Source organism: Streptomyces sp. NPDC012510 (assembly GCF_042955065.1).
Lineage (GTDB): Bacteria > Actinomycetota > Actinomycetes > Streptomycetales > Streptomycetaceae > Streptomyces.
In genome coordinates this window covers 27,820-51,735 of sequence record NZ_JBIBEN010000037.1, presented here as the reverse complement: position 1 = coordinate 51,735, position 23,916 = coordinate 27,820, and the positions used below count along the sequence as shown (strand labels likewise).

The 23,916-nt window shown below is 70.4% G+C and carries 18 protein-coding genes and 2 pseudogenes; 12 read left to right on the top strand and 8 right to left on the bottom strand.

The genetic code is table 11. The features are described 5' to 3' along the window. Positions 1-509: 509 nt before the first annotated feature. Positions 510-1,775 (top strand): hypothetical protein, encoded by a 1,266-nt coding sequence (locus ACFY9I_RS40255; RefSeq protein WP_391011890.1) that lies wholly within the window; start codon positions 510-512, stop codon positions 1,773-1,775. Then, positions 1,772-4,504: a Helicase associated domain protein gene (locus tag ACFY9I_RS40250; protein WP_391011888.1), complete on the top strand. Its 2,733-nt coding sequence runs from the start codon at positions 1,772-1,774 to the stop codon at positions 4,502-4,504. Before ACFY9I_RS40255 ends, ACFY9I_RS40250 begins: the two co-directional genes overlap by 4 nt. A gap of 240 nt (positions 4,505-4,744) precedes the next feature. Here the strand turns inward: ACFY9I_RS40250 and ACFY9I_RS40245 are convergent, their stop codons facing one another. From ACFY9I_RS40245 to tap, 5 genes are all read right to left on the bottom strand, one after another. Continuing rightward, positions 4,745-5,731: a hypothetical protein gene (locus ACFY9I_RS40245; protein WP_391011886.1), complete on the bottom strand. Its 987-nt coding sequence runs from the start codon at positions 5,729-5,731 to the stop codon at positions 4,745-4,747. Further along, positions 5,731-6,306 carry a sigma factor-like helix-turn-helix DNA-binding protein gene (locus tag ACFY9I_RS40240; RefSeq protein WP_391011885.1) on the bottom strand — a complete coding sequence of 192 codons (576 nt, stop codon included), beginning with the start codon at positions 6,304-6,306 and terminating at the stop codon, positions 5,731-5,733. The genes ACFY9I_RS40245 and ACFY9I_RS40240 overlap by 1 nt, the downstream gene beginning before the upstream one ends. Next, positions 6,284-6,532 carry a hypothetical protein gene (locus tag ACFY9I_RS40235; RefSeq protein ID WP_391011884.1) on the bottom strand — a complete coding sequence of 83 codons (249 nt, stop codon included), beginning with the start codon at positions 6,530-6,532 and terminating at the stop codon, positions 6,284-6,286. The genes ACFY9I_RS40240 and ACFY9I_RS40235 overlap by 23 nt, the downstream gene beginning before the upstream one ends. 324 nt (positions 6,533-6,856) lie before the next feature. After that, positions 6,857-7,414 (bottom strand): telomere-protecting terminal protein Tpg, encoded by a 558-nt coding sequence (gene tpg, locus ACFY9I_RS40230; protein WP_391011883.1) that lies wholly within the window; start codon positions 7,412-7,414, stop codon positions 6,857-6,859. Between the two features lie 6 nt (positions 7,415-7,420). Next, positions 7,421-9,670, bottom strand: a complete 2,250-nt coding sequence (gene tap, locus ACFY9I_RS40225) for a telomere-associated protein Tap (protein WP_391011881.1) — start codon at positions 9,668-9,670, stop codon at positions 7,421-7,423. A 304-nt stretch (positions 9,671-9,974) separates the two neighbouring features. On the opposite strand from tap, the gene ACFY9I_RS40220 reads away from it, so the two are divergent. The 9 genes and pseudogenes from ACFY9I_RS40220 to ACFY9I_RS40180 all read left to right on the top strand — a co-directional run bounded on the left by ACFY9I_RS40220 (position 9,975) and on the right by ACFY9I_RS40180 (position 21,613). Then, complete coding sequence (locus tag ACFY9I_RS40220) at positions 9,975-11,360, top strand: DNA-binding protein (protein WP_391011879.1); 1,386 nt, start codon at positions 9,975-9,977, stop codon at positions 11,358-11,360. Positions 11,361-11,600: 240 nt separating this feature from the next. After that, positions 11,601-12,440: a TnsA-like heteromeric transposase endonuclease subunit gene (locus tag ACFY9I_RS40215; RefSeq protein WP_391011878.1), complete on the top strand. Its 840-nt coding sequence runs from the start codon at positions 11,601-11,603 to the stop codon at positions 12,438-12,440. After that, positions 12,437-14,401: a transposase gene (locus ACFY9I_RS40210; protein WP_391011876.1), complete on the top strand. Its 1,965-nt coding sequence runs from the start codon at positions 12,437-12,439 to the stop codon at positions 14,399-14,401. Before ACFY9I_RS40215 ends, ACFY9I_RS40210 begins: the two co-directional genes overlap by 4 nt. Further along, positions 14,395-16,489: pseudogene (locus tag ACFY9I_RS40205) on the top strand (transposase). The gene ACFY9I_RS40210 and the pseudogene ACFY9I_RS40205 overlap by 7 nt, the downstream one beginning before the upstream one ends. Continuing rightward, positions 16,486-17,520, top strand: a complete 1,035-nt coding sequence (locus ACFY9I_RS40200) for a TniB family NTP-binding protein (protein WP_391011875.1) — start codon at positions 16,486-16,488, stop codon at positions 17,518-17,520. The pseudogene ACFY9I_RS40205 and the gene ACFY9I_RS40200 overlap by 4 nt, the downstream one beginning before the upstream one ends. A gap of 59 nt (positions 17,521-17,579) precedes the next feature. Continuing rightward, positions 17,580-18,449, top strand: coding sequence for a TniQ family protein (locus tag ACFY9I_RS40195; RefSeq protein ID WP_391011873.1), 870 nt, complete (start codon positions 17,580-17,582; stop codon positions 18,447-18,449). Positions 18,450-18,980: 531 nt separating this feature from the next. Continuing rightward, the gene (locus ACFY9I_RS40190) at positions 18,981-20,231 is read left to right on the top strand and encodes an IS21 family transposase (RefSeq protein ID WP_391011872.1); all 1,251 of its coding nucleotides are present in this window, start codon (positions 18,981-18,983) and stop codon (positions 20,229-20,231) included. A 101-nt stretch (positions 20,232-20,332) separates the two neighbouring features. Continuing rightward, positions 20,333-21,126: pseudogene (gene istB / locus ACFY9I_RS40185) on the top strand (IS21-like element helper ATPase IstB). A 67-nt stretch (positions 21,127-21,193) separates the two neighbouring features. Beyond that, complete coding sequence (locus ACFY9I_RS40180) at positions 21,194-21,613, top strand: hypothetical protein (protein ID WP_391011870.1); 420 nt, start codon at positions 21,194-21,196, stop codon at positions 21,611-21,613. Between the two features lie 146 nt (positions 21,614-21,759). On the opposite strand, the gene ACFY9I_RS40175 is transcribed toward ACFY9I_RS40180, so the two are convergent. Continuing rightward, on the bottom strand, positions 21,760-22,263 hold the full coding sequence (locus tag ACFY9I_RS40175) for a GNAT family N-acetyltransferase (protein ID WP_391011868.1): 504 nt from the start codon (positions 22,261-22,263) through the stop codon (positions 21,760-21,762). Between ACFY9I_RS40175 and ACFY9I_RS40170 the strand changes: the two genes are divergently transcribed. Continuing rightward, positions 22,252-22,623 carry a restriction endonuclease gene (locus ACFY9I_RS40170; protein ID WP_391011866.1) on the top strand — a complete coding sequence of 124 codons (372 nt, stop codon included), beginning with the start codon at positions 22,252-22,254 and terminating at the stop codon, positions 22,621-22,623. The genes ACFY9I_RS40175 and ACFY9I_RS40170 overlap by 12 nt on opposite strands. Positions 22,624-22,842: 219 nt before the next feature. Here the strand turns inward: ACFY9I_RS40170 and ACFY9I_RS40165 are convergent, their stop codons facing one another. Both ACFY9I_RS40165 and ACFY9I_RS40160 read right to left on the bottom strand, forming a co-directional pair. Next, the gene (locus tag ACFY9I_RS40165; RefSeq protein WP_391011865.1) at positions 22,843-23,220 is read right to left on the bottom strand and encodes a hypothetical protein; all 378 of its coding nucleotides are present in this window, start codon (positions 23,218-23,220) and stop codon (positions 22,843-22,845) included. 347 nt (positions 23,221-23,567) lie between these two features. After that, on the bottom strand, positions 23,568-23,916 hold a 349-nt coding region (locus tag ACFY9I_RS40160; RefSeq protein ID WP_391011863.1), incomplete at its 5' end, for a hypothetical protein.

Sequence of the window (23,916 nt, the reverse complement as noted above, 5' to 3'; positions counted from 1 at the left end):
CCCCGCGGAGCGGGTACCACATCGCTGCGCGATGTGCAAGGGGGGGCGGTCGCTGCGCTCCCGCTGCCCACGCGATGCGTGGGCGGATCCCTTCGCTGCGCTTCGGGATCTGGTGGGGCCGGCCGCTGCGCGTCCGGCGCGGCGCGCGGTGCGCGCTCGCCCGCTGAGGGCATGTCAGGTGCGGCTAGGCGGGTGTGTGGTTGGGGAGTCCTGCGGACTCTGGGGCGGGTCCGCTGCGCTCCCCCGCCTGACGGTCCTTCCGGCTGCGCCTCCAGAACCTCGGGGCCCGCTGGCGCGGGCCGGGCTGGCCGTGAGGGGGTGGGGGTCGCTCGTTCGTGTGGGTTCCAGTGTAGTGGGTGCATCTGGTTGATGCAGCATGTACCGTTGGCGGAAACATGGGACACCCCCAACCACCCGGACGGGGCGCGGGAAGCGAGGGCGCATTGAATCCGCTGGGCTTCGAAAGGCGCTATGAGGCGCGGAAGGAAATTCACCGTGAGGTTACCGGAATGACGGTGGGGCAGATTCACGAACTCTGGGTGGCCGCTGGCGGCCCGGAGGATCGGGAGGACCAGCCCCAACCGCTCAGCACGGAGGACCGGCTGGCAGCGGTCCGGCGCAACGAGCTGAAGCGCATCTGGACTCTGATGACCGAGGACGGGTGGCAGACCTACTCCCCGGAAAACGACCCGGACGTACACCGCTGGCGCCAAGCGCAGCAGGAGCGTCAGGCGCGCGAGAGCGGTGCGGCCGCGGAGCCGGAGCGGGTACACCGCTACCGGATCGTGGGGCAGCGGACCGATCCGGAGCACCCGGGCGCTGCCCTGCTGACGAACTACGCCTACGGGCGGTCGGTCGAGGGTGCTCTCGCGAAGGTCCGGGATCGGCTGGAGAAGCCGGGCGGTCTGTACGGGGACCAGGGCCTGTATCGCGTGGTGGAGGTGGTGGAGGACAGCCCGGACAGCGAGCTCCGGCAGCAGGAGGAGGCCCGCCGGCGGTATCTGACCACCATCCTGGAGAACGCCACCACCGCCGTGCGCGGCCGTGAGCCGGAGGCACCGGATGCGGACCTGGTCAGCCGCCTGGACGACTTCTTCACCCGCGCCGTCGTCTTCCCCGACCCGCACACCAACGGCGTACAGCCCCGGCCCCACCAGGCCACGTTCGGCTGGACCAGCGAACAGCCCTACATCGAGCACGCCAGCGACCCCGGCCGCGCCCTGGCCCTGTTCCTCCTGGCCTACCTGGACCACTACGGCCTGACCCTGGAGACGGCCGTCCGTACCGGTGACCATCCCGATGAGCAGCCGGTGAGCGGGGGCCGGCCTTCAGCCCACGAAGCAGAGGGTGGCGAGGCGTCGGCGGAACTTGTCGAGCGCGTCCTGGACGTCTGCAGACAGCACTACGCGGCCGTGACCGGCACCAGCTCCGACCAATGGGACCAGGAATCGGACCGGGAAGTCGTGGGCATCGCCCTGCGGGCCGTGCCCACGACGGAACGGAACGCCTACCCGCAGACCCTGGAGACGTACCTACACGAGCACCGGGCGCTGCTGGAGCGGCTGTGGCACCGCTACGGGCCCGACGGGATGTTCGCAGGCGAGCTGGTGCTGATCGACCTGCCCGGCTGCTTCGTGCTGTGCGAGAGGATCGACAACAGCCCGCTCTGGCTCGACGGGGTATGGGCGCGGGAAAGCCAAGAGGACAACCCGCTGGAAAGGCTTAAGAACGCCTGGCTGTACGACACAGGAGAGGGAGAGGGGGACGGACGATGAGCAGGATTCCACTCAAGAAACATCAGGTCGACCAGAAGTCGGCCTTTCGTAGGTGGGTCGGATTCCCTGCAAGGTCATCCGTGCCCCCACAGGGTGCCCGTGGCACGATCGTGTCAGCGACCGGGTCAGGCAAAACGATCATGGCTGCCGCGAGTGCGCTGGAATGCTTCCCGGACGGCCGGATCCTCGTGACCGTGCCGACCCTGGACCTGCTCGTGCAGACCGCCCAGGCGTGGCGGGCGGTGGGCCACCGCTCCCCCATGGTCGCGGTGTGCTCGCTGGAGAACGACCCGGTGCTGAACGAGCTGGGGGTGCGCACCACCACCAACCCGATCCAGCTCGCCCTGTGGGCCGGGCACGGGCCGGTCATCGTGTTCGCCACGTACGCCTCTCTCGTGGACCGCGAGGACCCGATGGGCCAGGGACGCGTTCGCGGGCCGCTGGAGGCCGCCCTGGCGGGCGGAGAGCGCCTGTACGGCCAGCGCATGGACGGTTTTTCGCTCGCCATCGTGGACGAAGCCCACGGAACTACTGGTGATCTTGGGAGGCCGTGGGCTGCGATCCACGACAACGCCCGGATCCCGGCGGACTTCCGGCTGTATCTGACCGCCACCCCACGCATCCTCGCCTCGCCCCGGCCGCAGAAGGGCGCCGACGGCCAGGAGGCGGAGATCGCGAGCATGGCCGACGACCCGGACGGCACGTTCGGCGCCTGGCTGCCTGGGGCTGAACTCGGGCTGTCGGAGGCGATCGAGCGGGAAATCCTCGCCCCGTTCGAGATCGACGTCCTGGAGATCCGCGACCCCTCCCCGGTCCTCGGGGAATCGGAGGAGGCGCAGCGAGGCCGGCGCCTGGCCCTGCTGCAGACCGCCCTGCTGGAGCACGCGGCGGCGTACAACCTGCGGACCACCATGACTTTCCATCAGAAGGTGGAGGAGGCGGCGGCGTTCGCGGAGGCTCTGCCGAAGACCGCTGCCGAGCTGTACGTCACCGAGACCGATGACGAGACCATGGTCAAGGCGGAGAGGGAGCTGCCCGCGTCGTCGATCGACGCGGAGTTCTACGGCCTGGAGGCCGGCCGCCACGTCCCGCCGGACCGGGTGTGGGCGGCGTGGCTGTGCGGCGACCACCTTGTCAGCGAACGCCGGGAGGTGCTGCGGCAGTTCGCCAACGGCATCGACGCCAACAACCGGCGCGTACACCGCGCGTTCCTCGCCTCCGTGCGGGTCCTCGGGGAGGGCGTCGACATCACCGGCGAGCGCGGGGTGGAGGCGATCTGCTTCGCCGACACCCGCGGCTCCCAGGTGGAGATCGTTCAGAACATCGGCCGCGCGCTCCGGCTCAACCGCGACGGCAGCACGAAGATCGCCCGCATCATCGTGCCGATCTTCCTGGAGCCCGGCGAGGACCCCACCGACATGGTCGCCAGCGCCAGTTTTCGCCCCCTTGTAGCGGTCCTCCAAGGACTCCGCAGTCATGACGAACGACTCGTTGAGCAGCTCGCCTCCCGTGCCCTGAGCAGCGGGAAGCGCAAGGTGCACGTCCGGCGCGATGAAGACGGGCAGATCGTCGGGGCCGGCGGCGAGGGCGAGGACCAGGAGCAGGACGACACCGACGCCGCTGCCGAGTCGGCCCTGCTCCACTTCTCCAGCCCGCGCGACGCGGCGACCATCGCGGCCTTCCTGCGCACCCGGGTCTACCGGCCGGAGTCCCTGGTGTGGCTGGAGGGCTACCAGGCCCTGCTCCGCTGGCGCAAGGAGAACAAGATCACCGGCCTCTACGCCGTTCCCTACGACGTTGAGGTCGAGGTCGGGGTCACGAAGTCGTTTCCGCTGGGCAGGTGGGTCCACCAGCAGCGGAAGGCACTACGGTCCGGGGAGTTGGAGGAGCGGCGCAAGATCCTGCTGAACGCGCCGGAGGCCGGGATGGTGTGGGAGCCGGGCGATGAGGCGTGGGAGTCCAAACTCGCCGCGCTGCGCTCCTACCGGCAGGCCACGGGCCACCTTGCTCCCCGTCAGGACCAGGTGTGGGGCGAGGGCGAGGCGATGGTGCCGGTCGGTCAGCACGTCGCCAATCTGCGCCGGAAGGGCGGCCTCGGGAAAGACCAGGAGCGGGCGGCGGAGCGCGCCCAGCAGCTGGCGGCGATCGACCCGGACTGGAACTGCCCGTGGCCGCTGGACTGGCAGCGTCACTACCGCCACCTCGCCGACCTGGTCGACGCCGACGGCAGCCTGCCCGATATCCAGCCGGGCGTGCTGATGGACGGCGATGACATCGGGCGGTGGCTCCAGCGGCAGTCCCAGCCGGCTACTTGGGCGCAGCTGTCGACCGAGCAGCAGGAGCGGCTGTCCAAGCTGGGCGTACAGCCGCTTGAGGCGCCGTCTCCCGCCCCGTCAGCGAAGCGTACGGCGAAGGGTTCGAGCAAGGCGGAACAGGCGTTCCAGCGCGGCCTTGCCGCCCTCGCGCAGTGGGTCGAACGGGAAGGCCCGGACCGGCCCACGCCGCGCGGACACAGCGAGCAGATCATGGTCGACGGCGAGGCGGAGCCGGTGGTCGTGAAGCTGGGCGTATGGAATTCGAACACTCGTGCCAGGTGGGACAAGCTCACCTCCGAACAGCAGGCCGCCCTCGCCGCCTTGGGTGTGCCCTGGGCGAAGGCGGCGGTGCCGGCCCCGCCCAGCGGCACGGCGACATTGGACGACGGTCCCGTCCGGCCCGGCAGAGAGTGAGCCACTGCCGCGAGCCTCAGGCCTGTGCGATCAGGTTCACCCTGAGCCGCGCTACTCGTGGACCGGCAACTGCTCTGCGCGCGTCCCGGACGGCACGTCGTCCGGGACGAGTTAGCTCGAAGACGGCTCACATATCCCTTGCACGTACGCAATCCCTGGCGAGCACGGCCAGCGCCATCCCCGTCGCCTGACACAGGCAACACAGCTCCGACCTGGACGCAGCATCGCCGATCAGACGTCCTACGCATCGGCGTGGACCACAGAGTCGCATCCCTCGGCCGCGACCACGAGGACTCCTTGCTCTTCATCGGACGGCAGTGAGGCACGGCGCACCCGGGTTTCCCACTGTGCCGGCCATAGAGTTGTTGCGTCCCACAGGATTCCTTCCAGGGGCACGTCGTCCAGCTTGGCGCTGGTGAGGTCTGCTCCGACGAAGTCGTTGCTGGCCCGCTCGACTTCTGCGACAACTCTGGCCAGCGCGTCGGCATGCCCACAGCCGTGGGCCAGATCGTCGATGAGGTCCTGGGCGACTGCTCCGACGCCGAACAGGTAGGCGTGTCCGGTTGTCTGGAGTGCGGTGACGGAGGGGGCCAGTTCTTCCTCCAGGAGTTCCCGGATGCTGTGCAGGTCGTTGGCGAGGCGCTCGGCCGGGTCGGCGAGGGCGGATTCGACGGCGTTGAGGTAGTCCAGGCCGCTGAGGGCAGCCTGGGACCGGTGCGATTGGGGCCGCCGGGACATGCCCTCAAGGTGTTCTCGGAGTTGTTCCACCGCAGTGTCGGCACGGCCCAGCGGCTGTGCGCTGTCGCCCAGAAGGTCACACAGGTCCTGGACGATGCGGGCAGCGGTGCGCATGGCCTCGGCCAGGTCGAAAGGCCAGTAGTTGTGCACCAAGCGCAGTGCCCCTTCGCGGTATTTCACTCGGATCGTCGCAGGGCGGCGGGCCAGGTGGCCCCGGGGCCCGAGACTCGCCTGGAGTGCGGAACTGCGCTGAGCGGCGTAGTCGTCCCTGGACAGGCGGCGGCTGACGGCCTTCCCCGTGGCGCGGTGGGTCGCTGCCAGGAGGCGGTCCAGCGCAAGGTCCGGGGTACGCAGTTCGGGCGGCCCGCCGTGGGCGTTGAGGCGGTCCACAACGGCGATGCCCAGCCGCCGGTGCATAGTTGTCAGCAGGGCGTTGAGGTCGTCGTCGTGTCGGCCGTTTCCTTCCGCTGCGCGGGGATCGCTGCCCATCACGTCTTCCTCCTCTCGTCGATGAACCGGCCTTCCAGCCGCAGGCCTTGCTTCAGTGCGGCTCTCGCGCGGGCCAGGTTCTGGCGGACGGCCGCCTGAGTGGTCCCCATCGCGCGTGCGCTTTCCTCGGTGGTGAAACCGTCCAGATGCCAGGCCATTGCGGCTCGTTGTTTGGCCGGCAAATGCTGAAGAAGGGAGATCACCTGGCGTTCCTCCTCCCCCAGCTCGGCGGCGTGGGCCGGGGTCTGCCAGCGCAGGCCGAGCTGCGGTTCGGGCAGGTCCGCGCAGGTCTCTTCCAGTTTCACCTGCTGGCTTACCCAAGACCGCCATGCCACCGTGCGCAGCCAGGCGCGAGGGTAGGTGATCGTGACGCCTGGCGCGCACATCTGAGTGAAGGCGTCCTGCGCGGCGTCCTGGGCTTCTGCCCAGGACGCTCCCTGCAACAGCAGGAAGCGGAGCAGAGCGGGATACTGCTCGTCATGCAGGGCCCCGGCGAGCTGGATACCTGGCAGCGGGGTGGCAGCTGTCTCCAGGGGCTCGGCAAGGTGCAGGTCAGTGCTGACGGCGTCGTCCACGCTCGCCACCCCCGCTCCGGCCGGCGGGCTCCGCCTCGCGGCCGTCACGGTGGGGGGCCGGTGCGGCGGACCGCCCAGTGAGGCAGCGGACCCTCTCGGTCTGCGCCGCCTCACTGATGCGCGCCATCTCCACAGACACGCTCAACCGCCGCTGAGCGATCTTCACCATGGCGTTGATGACACTGACGGCCACGGTCACCACCGCTGCGGTGATCACAGGCTCCATTCCGCACCCTTCCCTTTCCCGTACAGGCTTTCAGCCCACCCTCACGCACCTCGCGCACCTCAACAGTGCGATTTCTCCCAGGAGTTGTGACATCTGCCTGGTCACGAGGCTGGCCCCGCGCGGGAAGACGGCTGGGGGTAGGGCGGCAGCACATCGTCATGCGAATGTGTGCTCCTGAAGTGCACGCCGCAGGACGGGCATTGGAGGGTGGCCGGCCAGATTCACACTGCCGACGCAGGTGCGGAGCCAACTGCACCGCTCAGGCTCGCCGACTGAAAGCTGTCAGTCACATCGCAGCCGACAGGGCTCGCGGGCGTTCGAGATCTACAGGTCGAAGTCGAGGTGTTCGATGTCGGTGAAGCGGACCTCCTCCAGGCTTCCGGCGCGGCGGCCGCCGTCCTGGAAGTACACCTCCTTGAGCGCTTCGGCAGCGATCTCCTGGAGCTCCTGGTCGCTGGCGCCGGCCCCCTGGGCGTCGAAGAGGCGGGCCGCGTACTGCGGGGGCAGGGCGACGGTGAGGTGCCGGATGCGGTCCTGGTCCGTGGACCCGATCGGCGCGGTGTAGCCGATGCGGGCGCGGGTGTCGATGACGATGCCGCCGGTCGTCGCCGCCCTCTGCCGGGCCTTGGCGCGGATTTGCGGCTGCCAGCGGGCCTTCACCTCGCGCTCCAGGCGGGCGGCGAGGTCCGGACGGGGCTTCTTGATCTGATCCTTGACGTACCGCTCGACGGTGCGCTGGGAGATCCGCAGCATCTGGGCGACCGCCTTGGTGCCCTTGAGTTGCTTGACCAGGTACCGCATCTGGACGCCGGCCGACTTCGGGACCGGGCGCGTGAACGCCCGCTGCACCGCCGCCTCCAGGCCGTCCCCGAACATGCTCATCGCCTGCTACTCCCCGCTGTCCTTGTCCGTGACCTGCCCGTCCTTGATGTACCGGGCGAGGTTGAGTTCGGGGGCGTCGAACCGCTCGCGGACCTCTTCGCCCCACAGGACGCTCTGCGTGCCCTCCCACTTGACCAGGCCCGGGTTGATGCCGAGCTTGAACCCGCCCGGCAGCGGCTTGCCGTCCCGGTAGGGCAAGAAGTCCAGCGGACTGGTGCCGTCGGCCGCGTAGACGACGCAGTCGGACAGAACCGCCACGGGGTACTGGCCGGTGAACGCCGCGTGCTTGACGATCTTCCGGTGGAGGTTGATCCGCGTGCGGGAGATGACCGCCGCGCGGATGTCCGGCCGCCACGTCGGACGGGAAAGAGCCCGCCACGGCTGCCCGGGCTTCCAGCCCTCGCCGCGAGGGCGCTCACGCAGCTTGCCCAGGCCGCCTTTCACCGTCGCCTTGACCGCTGAGACGACGATCGCCAGCTCCGGGTCACGGTCGCGGTAGCCGTCCATGGCCGCGAGGAAGTCGGCCGGTGCCAGGTCGGCGTCGACGCCGAGGTCGGCCATCGTGGCGAGGTAGGCGTCACGGAGCCGGTTGTACCAGGCGTCCAGGTAACGGCCGCTCTCGTAGCGGACGTACGCCTCGATCGGCGCGACGTCGTAGCCGAGCTCCACCGCGTACGCGACGGTGGGCGTGGCGTACCAGGCCGGGCCCTCAGGGCGCTCGCCCTTGGGCGTGAAGGGGCTGGGCAGCAGATGTGCGTCCAGGTCCGCCCACTTGTCCCTGCCGACCTGCACCCTCGACAGATCCACATGGGAGAGGTCCACCAGCCAGGAGCCGGGCAGCTTCGCATCGAACACCGGCGCCTTGACGTACGTCGGCGCACCGAGGCCGACGACCAGGCCGTTGGCGCCCGCGGCGAAGGCCATGTTCACGTCGATGCCCACCAGGTGCCGCAGGGTGCACTCGGCATCCGTCATCGGCCGCGCCCAGTCGTACGCCTCCTCGAACAACTTCTCCGCCGGGCGGCGCACGTGGAACCGGGGCAGGTCCTTGAGGAGCGGGTGACCGTCGGGGGCCTCGCACGGTGCGCAGTCCACCGGATCCTTGCCCAGCGAGCCGGGGTTGTGCTCGGAGTGCCGCTTCCCTGTCGCGTCGGGCTCGGAGGCGCGGGTCGGCGGGTGCAGGGCTGTCATCAGCTCCAGGCCCGTCACGGCGGTCGATCCGCGCGGCGTCATCACCCGGGACGCGTACACACCCAGCACCCGCGCGAGGTCCGCCGGCGGAAGCTGTGCGGCATCGCCCCAGTGCCGCGTGTCCAGCGCGTTCCACGACGGGATGCACAACTGCACGCACGCACGCTCCGAACCCGTGGCTGGGCGGTAGATCCGCGCCCACGGCCCGAACCCGCGCTTCGTCAGCTTCCACTCCGCCCGGACCAGCTGCTTGATGACCTTGTGACCCTCCGGAATCCGCCCGGCATGCCGCTCCTCATCCGTGAGGACCATGGGGAGGCCGTAACGCTCCAGCGCGGCCTCGGTGAGCACCAGCAGCGGATCGGCGTCCTTGCCCGGACCCGACAACTTCGGCGCCCCGAGCCGCCCCTCCCTCAGCGTCCAGTCGACCAGGGCCGGGATCGACTTGGCGGGCACGTCCAGGACCAAGCCGCCCGTGCAGTACGCGTACGCCTGGCCGTCCTCGACGTCGACGACCGCCAGCGGACCATTCTCAAACCGCGGATCAGCGCCACCGGCCAGGGTGTTCGCCGGGGCGGCCTTTTTCGCGCCCGGGCGGCGCGACGTCGACGACGGCCTGGTGGTGCCCGCCGGACTGGGCGCAGCCACCGGAGCAGCGGCGACAACCGGAGCGGGGGTCTGGGTGTTCTCGGTTGCAGTCATGGCCGCAGCCTCGGAGACCGGCGCCGCGGCGGTCCGGACCTCCGGAGCGGGGGCGAGGGCGGGCTCGCTGGTGAACGTCTCGGGCACCGCCGTGTCCTGCTCGGGTGCGGCGGAGTTGGTAGGGGCGGGGTAGAGCTCCGCGAGCTGCTTGAGCATCCGCGCATACGCGTCACGCTCCGGTGGCCGCGGCTCGGTCCTACCGGCCTCCCAGCCACCGACCGTCGCACGCCGCACCTTCAACGCAGCAGCCACCTCGTCCAGCGTCAGACCGTGCGCCTGGCGCAGTCGCTTGCGCTCCGCCGGGGGCGGCAGCGTGGCGCGGGACGCGACCAGCGCATCGACCGCATCGAACAACTCAGACATGAAACACCTCCTCAGCAACACCCTAGCCCATAAACCGTACGCATCGCGCATGTATAGCGTACGTCTTCCGTACGCGCTGCGTACGGAACGCGTTTGCGGTAGGCCTCGATGCAGGAGCGCCCTGTGGTCCCGTCCTCGCGGCACCGGGGATCCCGTGCGCTGCGGTCCGCAGTGGGGAAGAGGTGAGAAGCAGCTTGCGAAAGGGAACAGCTCTCCACAGCCGTTCCCGGGGGAACCGGCTGATTCCGCTGGGCATCCGTTGCGAAATCGCCCGCCGGAACGGCGAACACGAGACCGTGGTGGAGTGACCCATCAACCCGGCCTCCTGCGGACAGCTCCCCTGCAGGGGGAGACGACCTCGTCGCTGATCTGCCGCATCGCGGGCCGGTACGGGATGGAGGCGAAGACTCTGCGCTCCTGCTGGCACTGGCGCAACTACCCACCTAGTCACGACGGCGGGGGCGCACGGGCTGATGCCGAGGTGCTGCTGAACGCAGCCGGACGGCGGCTCCTGGCAGGCCTGTGCGGCGTCGAGGAAGACGTCCTGGCGCGGGCGTTGCCGTCCTGGGGACAGGAGGACTCCAAGCTGCCCGCAGAGGCCGAGGGGCCGGCGGCGGCGTGGCGGATCAGCGGCGCGGTCGCCGGGCCGGTGGCGTTCGGCTGCCGTCTGTGCACAGTGCGGCGTACGGGAACGGCCGTGCGGGTCGTGCGGTACGCGCCCCGGTGGCAGCGGGTGTGTGTGCGGCACGGGCGGTGGCTGCTGGACGCGGATGCCGACCAGCCGCTCGAGCACCTCGGTCTGCGGGATCTGCCAGAGGTTGTCCAGGCGCAGCGGCGGTGGTCCGGTGTGGCGCGGCGGGCGGTGCGGACGGGGGCCGGGCCGGAGCGGGTGTTCGCGCTGGCGCATGCGGTGGTGGCCCGGTGGTGGGAGCAGGCTCTGCACTGGGAGCGTGAGGCGATCTGGCCGCGGCGGCTGCACCAGGTTGCGGGCGGCAACGCCGGGACGGATCTGAAGCGGTGGCGGATCGTGGGACGGGAGGCGGTCGTCTTCCCCGAGGTGGTGGCCGTGGCCGACGCGCTGCTGGACCCGGCCATGGCCGAGCTGGCGTGGCGCGCAAGTGGGGGGACGCGGCCTCGGTTGCGGGGCGGGGACGACCTGTTCTGCCATCGGCTGGGTGAGCGGGTGGACCGGGACTGGCTGGGGCCTCTGGTCGCGGCCGACTACGGCGGCCCGCTGAGCGGCTGGAGGAGTGCGATCGTGCGTGCCCGCCGTGGCGGCGGGCCGCCGGGATGGCGGGACGATCCGTGGCAGCTGAAGCGGGAACAGCAGCCCGCAACGATGGCCGGTCAGCTGCGTGTCATGGCGGCGGAGGCACAGGCAGGCGGCTCGGGCACCCGGTGGCGTGGCACCGTTTCTGCCGAACACCGCTTCCACATCACGCAGTTGCTCGACGATGCCCGCGAGGAACTGGCGCAGCTGCGCGGCGCTCAGAGCGGCACCACCGCCGAGGTGGCCCGCACGCTGCTGGAGCACCTCAGCCAGAGTGCCGAGCTGGTCGACCGGGCCGTGCTGCATACCGCCGCCGCGGCCGTCGCGGCCGGGGTGGCGCTGGAGGAGGTGGCCCGGTGGTCGCGCCTGCCCGCCGAGGAACTGTCCCGGGTGCTCGCCACGGGCCGTAGCGAAGACTGACGCACCCGGCGGCGGCCGTGCAACGGCCCTGGCACCACGGTCCGCTCTGGGTGCGGCGGGGCGGTACCACGAAGGAGGGCGGCCAGGCAGCCGGAAAGTGCAGGAGTTCGCACTGACACCAGTGCGTCCGGGTGGCATCCTGACCCTGCGTGCACCCCAACGGGCTTACTGCGCGCCGCAGTTGGGGTTACCAGCCGGTTCGCCTGCGCGGCAGGACAGGCATGGCGTTATGTGGAGTTCGTGATCATCGACAGCAGCCAGGACAGCGACGCGCAGACCGGCTTACCCGCCGTCGCGGGCAACGCCTGCCGGGTGCCGGAACCGGGTGCGGTGGAGGCTGAGTTCGCCGGAGTGGACGGCACGCTCGTGCAGCGCCGCTGGGTGGAGGCCGCCGTCGCGGTCAGGTTCGAGCAGCTTGCGCCGGTGGCGGCGTTCCCGGTGGTGCCGGGGCGGCGGTGGGGGCCGGGCTGGTGGTGGTCGGCCACGACCGGGCGGCATGTGATGCACGGTTCGCAGGCGATGTGCATGCAGCTGATACTCCTGGACCGCGATCCTCAGGTGGTCGGCCTGTCCGCGCGGCCGGTGCGGCTGATCTGGCGGGATTCGGACAGCGGGCGGACGCTGACATGGGTGCCCCAGCTGTTCGCCCGCTACGCCGACGGCCGCGCGCTGCTCGCCGACTGCCCCGCCACGACGGCGCCCGCCGCCGGCCGGGCCGAGCGCGCCGCCGCCGTGCTTGAAGCGGCGTGTAAGGCGGTGGGGTTCACCTACCGGCGCCTGGCGCCGCCCGAGACAGTGGTGGCGGCGAACGTGCGGTGGCTGGCCGGCTACCGACACCCCCGCCACCGCGACGCCGGCGGACTTGAGCAGGCGGTGCTCAAGGCATTCGCCGCCGAACGGCCGCTGATGGCCGGGGCCGCGGCGGCGGGCGAGGTCCTCACCGCTCTGCCGGTGCTCTACCACGCGCTGTGGAGCGGGCGGCTGACCGCGGACCTGACACGGCCGCTGGGCGAGCACACCCTCATGACGCCCGGCCCGGCCACAGGCGACGGGAAACGGCAGGAGCGGCAGGAGAGTTGAGCAAGCACGTGGTGACCGCCCCTGGTGGGCGGTGTGTTGAGGTGGGCGCTCAGGTCACGTTCGAGGGCCGCACCTGGCAGGTGACCGGCCTGGTCGACGGGCGGGTGCACCTCGTCGCCGAGGACGGGGCCACCGGGTGTGTGCTGGCCGCCCATCTGGTGTCCGTGCCCGGCTTCTCGGTGACCGGTCCCGCGGCCACGGGGCCGCCGGCCCCTGCGCTGTGGGAGACGGTGCCGCTGGCCGCGCAGGAGCGGGCCCTGGCCTGGCTGCGCCACATCCGCGAGGTCGAGACCGGGCTGCCCGGCGGTCCGGCAAGCGGCGGGACGCCCCGGCCCGAATACGACCCGCAGCGCTTCACCCTCGCCGAGCGGGAAGAGGTCAAGGCACGTGAACTGGCCGCGCTGGGCTGGACCAGGGCCAGCCGGACCACGGTGCAGCGGATGCGGCTGGTCTACCAGCGGCAGGGGCTGTGGGGACTGGTCGACAAGCGCCACCTGCGCACCTTCTCGCCCACCGGGCGTACCGACGAGCGGGTGGTGGCCGCCGTGCTGGAGGCCTTGCGCCAGCGCCGCGGCCGGTCGAAGACAACCACCCTGCAGGTCATCGAGCTGGCCGAGCAGATCGTGGCGGACACCTACGGGCCGGCCCGGGTGAAGCTGCCCGGCCGCTCGTCGCTGTACCGGCTGGTGAAGGCGCTGGCGGATCCGGCCGAGCCGCCGGGCAGTGCGGCGCGCACCGCCACCGGCCCGGCCCGCTCGGGCGGCCCGCCGCCTGCGCTGCGGCCCGCCGAGCGGGTCCACATCGCCACCGCCCGCCTGGGTCTGCGGGCGGTGGGCGAGGACGGGGGTGTGGTGCCGGTGGCGGTGACGGCGGCACTGGACGCGGCGAGCGGCTGCGTGCTGGCCGCCGTGCTGCACCCGCAGCAGGACGGGCCGGTTCAGTTGACGGTGCTGCTGGCCGAGATGGCCGTGCCCAGGCCTCAGCGCCCGGGCTGGCCAGCCCTGCTGGAGCAGGCCCATGCGGGCGGGCCAGCCCGGCGGCTGGTATCACTGCCCGCACGGATCGAGGCCACGGCGGCGCGGCCTACGGCCGTGCCCGAGACGCTCATCGTCGAGTCCACAGCCGCCGTCACCTCCGCTGTCCTGGCCGTGTGCGAGAGCCTGGGCATCAGCCTGGAGCCGGCCCCGCTGCGGACGGCGGGCGCAAAGCGCGGCGCCATGCGAACGCTGGATGTCCTCGCCGGCCTGTTCGCGCGGCACGCCACCACGGCGGAAGAAGCATGCGGAGCGGGAGAGGCGGTCGGGGCGTACTGGAGCATGCCGCAGCTGCAGGACCTGCTGGACGAATGGATCACCGTCAGGTGGCACCAGCGCCCCCAGGAGCAGCTGCGCCATCCGCTGCTGCCCCGGGCGGGGCTCGCCCCCAAGGAGATGTGGGAGGTGCTGCTGGGCGCGGCCGGGATCGTGCCGCTGCCGCTGGCCGGGCAGCACTACGGCGAACTGCTGCCGGCGCGCCGGTGCGCCCTCACCGATTCCGGGATCCGGCTGGGCGGGCGCCGCTACGACGATGCGTGTCTGGACGAACACCGCGGCCGCGGCCAGCGGTGGGAGGTCCACCACCATCCCCACGACCCGCGGCAGGTCTTCGTCCGGCTGCCCGACGGCCTGCTCCACGCGGTCGGGTGGGCACAGGGCGAGCACACCCTGCGCCCGTTCGACGAGATGGTCCGGCGCCGCACCGGCGGCGTCCTTGCGCGCCGCGGCGCGGGCGCACAGCCAGGCAGCGAGACGACCGACGGCTCCGGTGAGGCAGGGCGCACCGAAGACGTCGCGGCCGTGGAGGGGATCGCCGGCGCCATGACGGTGCACCACGCTGATGGCGGCGGTGGCGGTGGTCACATTGCCCGGGATACCGGCGGGTCTGGGGTGTACGACCCGCAGGCGGAGGCCGAGCTGTGGTGAGCGCACACGGCGGCCGCCCGGTGGCCGGCGCCCGGCACCGGCAGGTCAAGCTTGGGGCGTACGTGACGTTCGAGGGCCGCGCCTGGCAGGTGGCCGCCGTGGCCGGGGCGTCGGTGCGCCTCGTCGATGAGCACGGGCAGACCGCCTCCGTGCTCGCCTCCTTCCTGTTCGCCGACCCCGCTTTCGCCGTGATGGACTCCCCCGCCGCCGTGCCGCCGTGGGGACTGCTGGAGTCGGTGCCCGAGCGGGAACGCGAGCGAGCCCTGGCCTGGCAGCGGCACATCCGCGAGGTCGAGACCGGGCTGCCCGGCGGCCCGGCAAGCGGCGGGACGCCCCGGCCCGAATACGACCCGGCACGGCGGTCGATGGCCGAGCGGGAGCAGGCCAAGGCCGACGAACTCGCCCGGCTGGGCTGGCCGCAGGTCAGCCGGGCCACCGTGCGCCGCATGCGCGCCCGCTACCACGCGAGCGGCCTGCTCGGGCTGATCCCCCGCCGCAAGCCGTCGCGTGCGACAGGGCGGGCCGATGAGCGGGTGGTGGCCGCCGTGCTGGAGGCACTGCGCCGCCAGCGCGGCCGCTCCACCGGCACGCTGAAGGGGCTGCGGGAGCTGACCGGACAGATTTTGGCCGACACCCACGGGCCGGGCGTGATGGAGTTGCCGCCGCCATCGACGTTCAACCGGCTGGTGCGCGTGCTCGCCGACCCTCTGGAGCATCCCGGACGGCCGGCCCGCACCGCCACCACCACACCGGTACGGCCGTACACGCCGACGGTGGCACTGCGGCCGGGCGAGCTGGTGCAGGTCGACACCACCCGCCTCGACGTGATGGCCGTCGGCGAGGACGGGAAGCCGGTGCGCCCGGAGTTGACGATCGCTCTCGATGTGGCAACCCGCTCGGTGGTGGCGGCTGTGCTACGCGAGGAGGGCACCAAGGCCGTGGACGCCGCCCTGCTGCTGGCGGAGATGGCCGTGCCCCATCCCGCACGGCCCGGCTGGCCCGACCATCTGCGCCTGGCCCACGCCGCCGTCCCCTACGACCGGCTGCTCGCCCTCGACGCGCGGCTGGAGCAGGCGGCGGCGCGGCCGACGGTTGTGCCCGAGACGATCGTCATCGACCGCGGGGCCATCTTCGTCTCCGCTGCTTTCCTGGCCGCCTGCGAGACCCTGGGGGTGAGCGTGCAGCCGACGCCGCCCCGCTCGCCGGCCGCCAAAGGCGCCGTCGAGCGGACCTTCGGCAGTATCAACACGCTCGTCGCCCAGCACATCGCCGGCTACACCGGCTCCCACATCCTTGAGCGTGGCGAGGCGGTGGAGGACGAAGCGCGGTTCACCGTGGTCCAGTTGCAGGAGCTGCTCGATGAGTGGGTCACCGCCCGCTGGCAGCACCGCCCCCACGAGGGCCTGCGCCATCCGGTCCTGCCGAAGAAGGCCCTCACCCCGAACGAGATGTGGGGCGCGCTGCTGGGCGCGTCCGGGTACGTGCCGCTGCCGCTGACCGGCGCCGACTACCTGGAACTGCTGCCCGTGCGCTTCCACCCCATAACCGGCCGCGGCATCCGCATCAACCACCGCACCTACGACCACGCCTGCCTCAAATGAACACCGCGGCCGCCCCTCCCCCACCGGCCCCGGCGGCAAGTGGGAGGTCCACCTCAACCCGCACGACGTGCGGCAGATTTACATCCGCCTGCCCGACGGACACCTGCACGAGGTCCCGTGGATCCACCGCGACCACGTCCACGCCCCCATGGGCGAGACCGCCTGGCGTCACATCCGCGCCGCCCTGGGCCGGCGCGGCGACCGCGAGGCACACGAGGCCGCCCTCGCCGACGCCTCCGACCAGATCCTGCGCCGCGGCCGCCCCCTGACCGGGAGCACGGCAGCGGCTGCCACCCCGTCCCAGACCTCGGACTCCCCGCCGGGGACACCGCCGGCTCAGCATCCCGCCCAGAACACCGAGGACAGTCTCGACGCCGTCGGCGCCAGCGCCCATGACGATGACGACAGCCAAGCCAGTGATGAAGACTCCCCGCCACCCGCCCGATTCGCGCTGTACGACGCCTTCGAGGAGGCCGAACACTGGTGACCAGCCCCGACACCACGCCCCCCGCCGAGGAGACGTCCGCAGGGGCGGTCACCACCTTCGACGCCTTCGCCCGGTTCGCCGCCACCGCACCGCCCACGCCGCCGCAGCCGGGCCAGGCACCCCGCTCGCCGGAGGAACGCCTGGCCTACCACTCGCAGTTCGTCACCGTGCGCACCCCGGCCATCGAAGCCCTCTCGCGCAGTGTGCGCACCCTGATGATCCTCGGCCGCCACCAGAGCGTCACGGCACGCCCGTCCCTGATCGTCACCGGACCGGCCACGACCGGCAAGACGACCGCGTTGCTCGAAGTGGGCCGCACCTGCCACCTGGCCCACACCCGCCGCGCCGCGCCGAGCGACGACAGCGTTCCCGTCGCCTACGTGCTGGTGCCGCCCGGCGCCACCGCCAAGACACTGGCCGGGGAGTTCGCCCGTTACCTCAGCATCCCTGTCACCACCCGCATGACCACTGCGCAGATCACCACCGCCGTCTGCCACACCTACACCGCAGCCGGGGTCAAGCTCGTGCTGATCGACGAGATCCACCGGCTCAACCCGCGCACCTCCAGCGATTCCGAGGCCGCCGACTGGCTCAAAGACCTCACCGAACGCGTGCGGGCCACGTTCGTCTATGCAGGCATCGACGTCACCGACAGCGCCGTGTTCACCGGGGTGCGCGGGGCGCAGCTGGCCGGGCGCGCCTCTCTGATCGACTGCGGGGCGCTGCCCGCCCGGGCCGGCGAGCGGGAGCCGTTCCGGGAGCTGATCGCCTCCCTCGAGCAGGCCCTCGACCTGCATGCCCACCGGGCGGGCGGCCTGCCGAAGCTGGCCTCCTATCTGCACGAGCGGACCGCCGGCCGGATCGGCAGCCTCTCCCGCCTGATCCGCCAAGCGGCCATCGAAGCCATTCTCGACAGCAGCGAACGCATCACCAAGACACTTTTGGACGGCATCGCGCTCGACCACCTCGCCGAAGAGCACTACCGGCCCCGCAACCCCGCCCGCCGCCATACCCGCCCCAGCAGCCGGTGACCTCCCCGGCCGCAACCAGGCCATCGCCCCCGGTGCGGGCCGCCGCCATGTGGCCGTCCGTGCCCGGCCCGCTACGCGTACGGCCGCTGCCCGGCGAGGCCACCGCCTCCTACCTCACCCGCCTCGCCGCCACCTACCGCCTCAGCCCCGCCCAGCTCCTCGACGGACTCGCAACCACCGTCACCGGCACCGAGCACGCCCCGCCCGCCGCCGAGATCCACCTCAGCACCGAAGCCGCCCGCCGCCTCTCCGGCTTCACACGCATCCCCCTCACACACCTCACCCGCGCCCTGCCCCACCTGCGCCCGCCCGCACCCTCGTTGGCCAACACCGGTGCGCACGGCACGGCCACCGCCCACTGGCATGTGGTCGAGCCAGCCCTGCAGCCGTTACCGGCCTGCACCGCATGCACCATCCGCCGCAGCCCGCACACGGCAACCTCCGCGTGGATCCACCCGTCGCCGGGCCTGCCGCGGATCATGATCTGCACCCGCCACCAGCAAGCCTCAAGCGACCCCCGGCATCCCGCGCCCCTCGACATCCGAGCTGTCCCCGAACTCACCCAAGCCCACCTTCACGCCCGCCGCCCGGCGACACCAGTCTCCCTGAGCTGGGCATCGACAATCACGACACGCTGGTACGACCACCGCCAACACTTGCACCAGCGCTGGCGGATGCGCCTGCACCAGCTCATCGCCGCCAACCCCCACATCTACCCGAGCCCGGCCTCCCCAGCCCTGACCTGCCGGGAACTGATCACCTACCCGGAGACCCTCACCCTCGCCGCACCCCTTGACCGCCTGCCCACGCACCCCCTAACACGTACACAGCAGACCGCCTTCCTCCACGACCTGGCCGACCGCCTCCATCTGCCCCGCCTCGCACCCGCCGACCACGACCTGCTCTGGCAACGCCTCGCCACCCGCTGAACCGACCACATACCCGTACCGCCCTGACCTCAGCAGACCGGCCGAGAACTCCCGTATCTATAGACGCGCCAACTACCCTGCGCAAAAACCGCCACCACGCTCAACTCGCTGCGCAGCCATACACCCAGCTCAGCCCACGTACCGCCCGTCATCGGCACCACGGCCCCGCGTAAGCCTCCCCCACGGAACAGGCATACCGCTCAGTACAACTGAGCAACACCAGGCCACAAACAAGATCAATAATCAGGCGCAACAGCTACGCCACAGCGGATGGCAGCCTCGACCCGTGGGCGCCTGGACGGCGCCGTGTTCCACTCCGACCACGGGGCCCAGTACGGCTCCCGGGCTTTGATGACGCTTCTTGAATCTCCCCACTTGCTGCTCAGGGGTGGGGCAAACCTGCTCTGTTGATCTCCCCATCCATCGTGTGATCTTGCCCGGTGTGTCGTCGTATCCGGCGATTAGTCCGGAAAGCCTGCGTGCGCAAGTTCGGCCTGCTCGGGGGCCTGGATGCTTACGCGGGAGGAAGACGTGGATGCTCATGCACTGCGTCGGCAGGGATGGACGATCTCGGCGATCGCCCGGCATCTGGGCCGGGACCGCAAGACGATCCGGGCTTATCTGAATGGTGAGCGGACCGCCGGCCAGCGGCGTCAGGCGCCCGACGCGTTCGTGCCGTTCCTTCCGTACTGCCGGCAGCGCCTTGCTGACGACCCGCACTTGTGGGCATCCACGCTGTTCGACCAGGTGGTGGGGCTCGGCTATGAGGGTGCGTACTCGACGTTCACCCGCGCCCTTCGCCGCTATCGCGTCCGGCCGCACTGCGAGCCTTGCCATGCCTCGACCGGCCGCAACGTCGCGGTGATCGCGCATCCGCCGGGCGAGGAGATCCAGTTCGACTGGCTGGAGCTGCCCGATCCTCCCGAAGGATGGGGGGTGGGTGTGCACGCGCATCTGCTGGTCGGGGCTCTCGCGCATTCGGGCCGGTGGAGGGCGGTGCTGGCGGAGTCGGAGGACTTCCCCCATCTGGTCCAGGCCCTGGACGATGTCATGCGCAAGCTGGGCGGGACAGCCCGCCGATGGCGCTTCGACCGGATGGCCACCATCTGCTATCCCTCCAGCGGTCAGGTCACGGCGGCGTTCGCCGCCGTCGCCAAGTACTACGGGGTCGGGGTGGACATCTGCCCGCCCCGCCGCGGCAACCGCAAGGGAGTGGTGGAGAAGGCCAACCACTCGGCGGCTCAACGCTGGTGGCGCACGGTTCCCGACGGCCTCACGGTCGTGCAAGCCCAGTCTGGGGTCGACAAGCTCTCGGTCCGGATGGATGACCGGCGGCGGCGGATCGACGCAGCGGTCACCACCGTCGACGAGCTCGCCGAGGCCGAGCCCCTGCTCGACATCCCGGTGCGGCCGTTCCCGGCCGAGTTGGAGGTCGAGCGGACCGTCAGCCCGCAGAGCCTGGTCGCCTTCGACGGCAATTTCTACTCCGTCCCGCCCGGTCTGCCAGGCGTCCAGGTCAAAATCCTGCACCGGCTCGGCGAGGACGACCTGCGGATCGTCACCGCCGGCCGGGCCGTCGTCGCCTGCCATCGCCGGGCCCCGCGAGGCGCCGGACAGACCGTCCGGGACGACGGACACGTCATCGCGCTGGAGAGGGCGGTGCTGTCGTCGTTCTCCGACCGGGCTCCCTGCAAGACCAAGGTCCGCAAACCGCCGTCGGCCGCAGCCCTGGCCGAAGCCGAGCGTCTGCGCGAAGGGCCGGCCGCAGGCAGTTCAGCCTAGCGGGTCGTGATCGACCTGAACCACTATGCCGCCGTGGCCGACCGGCTGCGGAGTGTCCCCTCGCCGAAGCAGGAGGAGAGTCCGTGGTGAGTACGTCACCGATGCAGGTGAGTGAAGCCCGCCGATTCCAGCAGCTCAGAGGCCATCTGTCCTACCTCAAACTCAACGACGCAGCAGAGGCGTTGAACAGAGTCCTGGACCAGGCCCGCACCGAGCGGATGTCACTGACCGCAGCCCTGGAACGGCTCCTGGAGATCGAGGTCGAGGCCACCGAAGCCCGCAAACTCGCCGCCCGGGAACGGTTCGCCTGCCTGCCCGAGCCCTGGACCCTGGCCGACTTCGACTTCGCCGCCCAGCCCGGCGTCGACGAGAAGCTGATCCGCGACCTGGCCACCCTGCGCTTCCTCGACGATGCCTCCAACGTGCTGTTCGGCGGCCCTCCCGGAGTGGGCAAGACCATGCCGTCCGTCGCCCTCGGACGAGCGGCCGCCGACGCCGGCCACCGCGTCTACTTCACCACCGCCGCCGAACTCGCCGCCAAGTGCCACAAGGCCGCCCTCGAAGGCGCTGGAAGACGTGCATGCGCTTCTTCGCAGGCCCGAAGCTTTTGATCATCGACGAGCTCGGCTATCTGCCGCTGCCCGAGGACGGCGCCTCGGCCCTGTTCCAGGTGATCAACCAGAGGTATCTCAAGTCCAGCACGATCCTCACGACCAACGTCGGGATCGCCGACTGGGCCGGAGCCTTCGGCGACGCCACCGTCGCCGCCGCCATGCTCGACCGGCTCCTGCACCGAGCTGCCGTCGCCGGCATCGACGGACCCTCCTACCGGCTTCGCGGCCACCAGAACCAGGCCGACGCCATGCGCAAGGGAGTCAACGCACGTGTCTCCTGACCCGACCCACAACGACGACCAGCTCGCCCCCAGGCCCGCCAACTGCCCAGTCTGTGAAGGTGAGTTCATGCCGAGCCCGAGACAGATCTACTGCTCTCCCCGCTGCAAGAGCGCCGCCCACCGACGCGCTCCCGCCAGTCTGGCTGCCCACACCTGCCCGGTCTGCGAGGGCATCTTCACCGCGAACCCCCGACTCCGCCAGATCTACTGCTCGCCCGAGTGCCGTCGCGAGTCGGAAAGGCAACGCAACCGGACCCGCGACGAAGAACGAGCACGACGCCTCGGCGAACACCCCCGAGCCCTTCCGTCCGCCCCGCAGCCGGCGGCCACCGGAACCATCGATCCACTGGCACCAACGGCCATCCGGAACTGTCCTCACTGCGACCAGCCCGTCACGATCGTCGCCCTGCTCGCCACTCAGGAAGCCGCCCGCCCCACGAGTACCAACCGCGTCACCGACATCGTCCCGCTCAGACGTCTCCAGTGAGCATCGGCTGACCGTCACCGATCACCGGGCCCGCCGACCTGACGGTCGGCGGGCCCACAACGTGGCTTCGTCCACGAGTTCGACTGCGCTGGGCTCCGTCCTAGCAGTGCCTGCCGCATTGGGGCTCCGCGCCGTCGAGCACGAGCTCAAGCGGACGACGTGACCGGGGACCGCAAGCCGAGCCACTGCTCGGCGTCCCAGGCATGGAACCGCTCTACCTCGGTGAACCCCAGCTTCGCCGCGAGGCGCATAGAGCCGACGTTGGAAGTCTGGGTGGCAAGCACCACCGGCTCGCCGGGAAGGACGCCGTCGAACCAGTCGAGTGCCGCCGCGCACGCTTCGGCGGCATACCCGAATCCCCACGCCCGCGGCAGGAACAGGTAGCCGAGATCTGCCTTCCCTGCGGCAGCCGGGCGATGGTGCTCCGCTGCTCTCCTGAGCAGGATCTGGCCGATCATCGCCCCGTCGAGATCAACGACGAAACTTCCGGGCCACTGCTCGGGCACTTTGGGCGTCTCGCGCTCAAGCTCGTCACGCGGGCGAGGGCCGCCAAGGTATGTGTGCACCTCTGGCGAGGCGAGCAGTTCGATCCAGCGCCGTACAGAAGATCGATCAGCGATCTTGTCCAACGCCTCTACATGCACCTGCACTACCCTGCCGAGGGGCCCCGGGATCTGATCGGGCCGGGAGCAGCAACCGCAGTCTTCCGGGACAGGCCCCGTTCCGGCGAATGCTGGGTGCTGCAGACACGGTGCAGTCAGCACGTAGTGCCGCTCGAGACGGTTCACGCTCTAGCCGGGCAGATGCTGGACGTGCAGGCCGTCCGGGGCATCCTGGTCACCACCAGTTGGTTCGGAGCGAGCAGCCATGCGTTCGCCGCCCGCTCCGGGCGCATCGATCTTGTCGACGGCCGGGCCCTGAAGGCTCTCCTGCATGAACACCTGGGTATCGAGGCACGGCTGCGCCTCAAGCGTCTCCCGCCGGAATGGCATGTGGGAGACCTTGTCTGACCTTGTCCTCCGGTCTCAGCCGTGGCTGTCAGGACGGCTCCCTCGTGCGCACCAGTCACTCGGGCTGCCAGGGCGTCGGGACTCTTTGCCGCCGTGAAACCAAACAAGCCGACTCCACCCAACTCGGGTCAGTCCTGAGCCTCCATCGATCCCGGAGCGGTTCAGGCTGCGATCGGGCCCTGAGGATGTGGTCCAGGCTCGCCGCTGTCAGGTCGTCGCTCACGGGAAATCCTCGGAAGGCCAGTCGTCAGGCGGACCCGCGGGTTCGCCTGCGAACACACCTATCCACCCCAAGAGGATGATCGTCACAATGATGCAGATGAAGACACCGGCGAGGATCAATTGCCACTTCGGTGTCCGTGTGGCACGGACGTCGGCGCCCGTCGTCACGTTGTGAAGGCGCTTCGCATGTAGCGTTCCGGCGCGCATGCGACCGCTCACGCGTGCCCAATCACCGTCGTGGATCGACCCCTCGAAGCCGATGCCTCGCATCTCGACTGGTACGAGCATCACGCGCTTTCCAGAATCGTCGTAGCGCTCCAGCCTGAACGTCCACACAGACTTGGTGTCGCTGTTGCTGCCCTGCTCGGTCCTCATCTGCACGCCTCGCACCATGCCCTCGATGGCCTCGCCTCGACCGATCGTGTGGGTCGAGCTGTGGTCGCCCTGCTGGGCCGGCTGCCACGAACCGTGTCTCGGAGCCTCGGGTGATGGCCGGGGTGGCTCACGTTGCGGAGCCCCGATTGGCGGCTGAGGAGATGGGTCCCACGCGCCGCCGCCAAGGAAGTCGCCATCTGGCGGTGTGTGCGGAACCGGAGGTGATGCGGCGTGACCACAGTGAGTGCACACACGGGCGCCGGCGGCGACCTGGCCTCCGCAGTTCTCACAGATCCATGTGGTGCCCATGCGAACCTCTCTTCAAGTGGGCATTCCGCGACTATAGATCACTTTTGCCCGCGAGCGGATTCCATTTTTTCTTGCATTTTCTGCTGCTGAGACAAGATATTAATAACCCCCTTAGCCATCTCCCATGACGCTTTCATATTCTCGTTATATTGACGCTCATCAAGCTCTCGCTTGGTGCCCGATTCCACTGTAGTGACGTTCCCTACGCCAGATTCATGTAGGCGAGTTATGAACCTCGTTTCGATTTGCTGATCTTTTGGCGTCTTCTCGGCACTCGGACCGGAATATGGCGGGATATTTGTTACACCTGGGATCGGAATGCATTCACCAGACGCTTTTTGCTCTCCAGACGCTTTTTGCTCTCCAGGCCTTTTCTGGTTCTCCGGA